Origin of the sequence: Thermogemmatispora sp., assembly GCF_019683755.1 — a bacterium.
Classification (GTDB): Bacteria; Chloroflexota; Ktedonobacteria; order Ktedonobacterales; family Ktedonobacteraceae; genus Thermogemmatispora.
In genome coordinates, this window is record NZ_JADGHT010000458.1 from 1 (window position 1) to 3,010 (window position 3,010).

The 3,010-nt window shown below is 56.2% G+C and carries 2 protein-coding genes; one reads left to right on the forward strand and one right to left on the reverse strand.

The annotated features are described in order from the left end of the window. The first annotated feature begins 37 nt into the window (after positions 1-37). Entirely contained in the window at positions 38-1,114 is a 1,077-nt protein-coding gene (locus tag IRZ24_RS18710) for a sigma-70 family RNA polymerase sigma factor (protein WP_297167754.1), read from the forward strand. Between the two features lie 294 nt (positions 1,115-1,408). Here the strand turns inward: IRZ24_RS18710 and prfB are convergent. Continuing rightward, positions 1,409-2,528 (reverse strand): peptide chain release factor 2 gene (prfB, locus tag IRZ24_RS18715; protein ID WP_366914332.1). Its coding sequence is split into 2 segments (ribosomal slippage): positions 1,409-2,461 and positions 2,463-2,528, totalling 1,119 coding nucleotides; the frame shifts between segments, so codons are not numbered across the junction. Between the last annotated feature and the right edge of the window lie 482 nt (positions 2,529-3,010).

A 3,010-nucleotide genomic window follows, 5' to 3' on the forward strand; every position in this document is an offset into this window, starting at 1 on the left:
GCGCGACCTCATCTGCACCATATAAGGAGCTTAAGTAATGGGAGTGCGAGGCAATAAGGCAGATATGCACATTGATCTGCTTGAGGTGGATGACATGTCCGTCGGGGATCACCATTCTAAAAAGAGAATTGGCCACTCCAGGATAGCGAGCAAACGGCACCGTCAGACAACGCTACCTTTCGAGGAGGCTGGCCCTTCCGATTTCGATCTGGAAAGTGAGGAAGCCGTGCTCGCTGAGCTAGAGGAAGAGGACGAAGAGGGGGAGGAAACGTCAGAGCGCAGTGCCATTGACGATACTGTCAAGCTCTACTTGAAAGAGATCGGTTCCTATCCTCTCCTGACTGCAGAGCAGGAGCTGATGCTTGCTGAGCGCGTGGCTCAGGGTGATCTCCGCGCCCGCCAGCGCCTTATTGAGTCAAACCTGCGCCTGGTTGTCAGTATCGCGAAACGCTATACAAATCAGGGTCTGCCTCTTCTTGATATGATCCAGGAGGGCAATATCGGCCTTATGCGAGCTGCTCAGAAGTTCGACTATCGCCGCGGTTTCCGTTTTAGCACCTACGCCACCTGGTGGATTCGTCAGGCCATTAGCCGGGCGATTGCAGAGCACTCGCGCACCATTCACATTCCGGTGCATGTCGTAGAACTCATTTATCGCATCAAGCGGGTAGCTCGACGCATCTACCAGGAGCAGGGCGTCGAGCCGCTGCCCGAGGAGTTAGCGGCAGAGGTCGGTCTTCCCAAGGAGCGCGTTGTCGAGCTTCTCAATATCTCGGAGCAGCCCGTCTCTCTCGATGCACCGGTGGCTGATGACGAGCAATACCACCTTGCCGATACTCTGGAGGACCCCAGCATGATGGCTCCGGAGGATAGTGAAGCGCGCCAGCGGCTTCACGATCACCTTCAGCAGGCAATGGAGATTCTCAATCCTCGCGAGCGCACTATTCTTGAGATGCGCTATGGCCTGCAAGATGGCTGTTCTCATTCGTTGGACGAGGTAAGTGCCCGCTTTAAGCTTACCCGTGAGCGCATTCGCCAAATCGAGGTGAAAGCTCTGCGCAAGCTGCGCTATCCTGAGCGCTATTATGGCCTGCGAGAATTTGCCTCACTGTGAAGAGTAAGGCGCTGGCGAAGGGCATGCTGTCCCCCGAGGAACAGCGGAGAGAGCGAGTCGCACTCTCCCCGCAGCGCTGGTTTGCGCTTTTTTCTTCTGCTCTGTCGCCAGGGATAAGAGAGGAAGAGCAGGAAGGAGAAAGGGCATCTGGGGCTGGCTCGCTCTGGATAACACAGTAGATGCCAAACGACCAGCGGCGGCAGAGGGAAGGGCCACCGCTGGTCTTGCTCTTCTCGTTCTTCGACATGTGCTCAGCAGGCCCCCGCTTGCCTGTTGTGTTGTTTGCCTGCCAGGCTAGTGCTGGATGCCTGCCGCTTCCTGGCCCGTTTGCATTTGGAGGTAAGCGCGAATAAAGGGATCAAGATCACCGGCCAGGTAGCCCTGAGTATCGCTGGTCTCATAGCCGGTACGATGGTCCTTGACGATGGTATAGGGATGCAGTGTGACTGTGCGAATCTGGGTACCAAAGTCGGCCTGGACGTATTCACCCTTTAAGCGCGCAACTTCCTCCTCTCGCTTACGGCGCTCCAGCTCGTAGAGGCGTGCCCGCAGAATGCGCATCGCTACCTCTCGGTTCTGGATCTGCGATCGCTCATTCTGACAGGTGACCACAATTCCCGTCGGGATATGGCGGATGCGTACCGCCGAGTCGGTCTTGTTAACGTGCTGTCCACCAGCGCCAGTCGAGCGATAGGTGTCGATATCGAGATCCTCGGGACGAATGGTCACTTCAATGGCATCCTCGATATCGGGGATCACCTCAACCCGCGCAAAGGAGGTATGGCGACGGTGCGCAGCATCAAAAGGTGAGAGGCGAATGAGGCGATGGGTCCCAATTTCGGAACGCAGATGCCCGTACGCGTAGCGCCCGGCAATCTCGACCGTGGCGCTCTTGATGCCCGCCTCCTCACCTTCATTGTACTCATAGATCTGGGTACGAAAACGATGCCGCTCGGCCCAGCGCAAGTACATGCGCAGAAGCATTTCTGCCCAGTCCTGGGCATCGACGCCACCACTGCCGGCATGGATGCTGAGAATAGCATCGCGCTCGTCATGCTCGCCGCTGAAGAGCAAGGCTAATTCAAGCTGCTCTACCTCTTGCTCTACTGCATTGAGCGAGCGCACGACCTCAGCCTCCAGATCGGCATCTGGCTCCTCCTCCAGCAACTGCGCTAACTCCCCTAGATCCTGGAGTTGCTTCTCCAGTCTCTCCCAGGTGTCAACTTCTTCACGCAACGCCGTGAGACGTTGCATGTGTGCCTGGGCCCGCCGGTTGTCAGCCCAGAAGTCGGGCTGCAGAGTCTCCGCCTCTAACGCTGCTATCTGTTCTCGTTTGTGCGCCAGGTCAAAGACGCACCATCGTTTCGTGAACTCGCCATTGCAGGCGTTCGATACGCAAGGTCAGCTCACTCATGCTTGTTATTGTAGCATGTTTGTGGCCCCGACGAAAGAGCTGTTCCGTTCAACGGACCGCCTAGAGCGGCTTTTTCGTCGGAGCTGAGGGAGAGGTGCTTATTCGAGGAGTTTCTCCGGCGAGTTGGATCTTCACGACAATTGGCCTGGGTGCGTACCAGCCCAGCTTTGAAGCGGCTTCGTTGCCCATATCGGAAACTTATGCGAGTTCTGAGCTATGGCCGTTAAGAACTGCTTACACCTTACTTGGATAGGCTCGCGTGGTCTTGGTCAGATCTCGCAAAGAAAAAGGCTTTGAGCCAGGCTCTAGGAGCAAGTATTACTGTTGAGCGACTTTGGCGTGAGGGGGTGAAAATCGTCAGACTACCTCCTCCGCTGATGTACTAGGAGAACCAGCGAGATTGTTCTTTCCCCGCTTTCACAAGGAGGCCACCCCCTGCTGCTTGGCAGTGAGCCAGTACAGATAGAAACCTGTATCATATA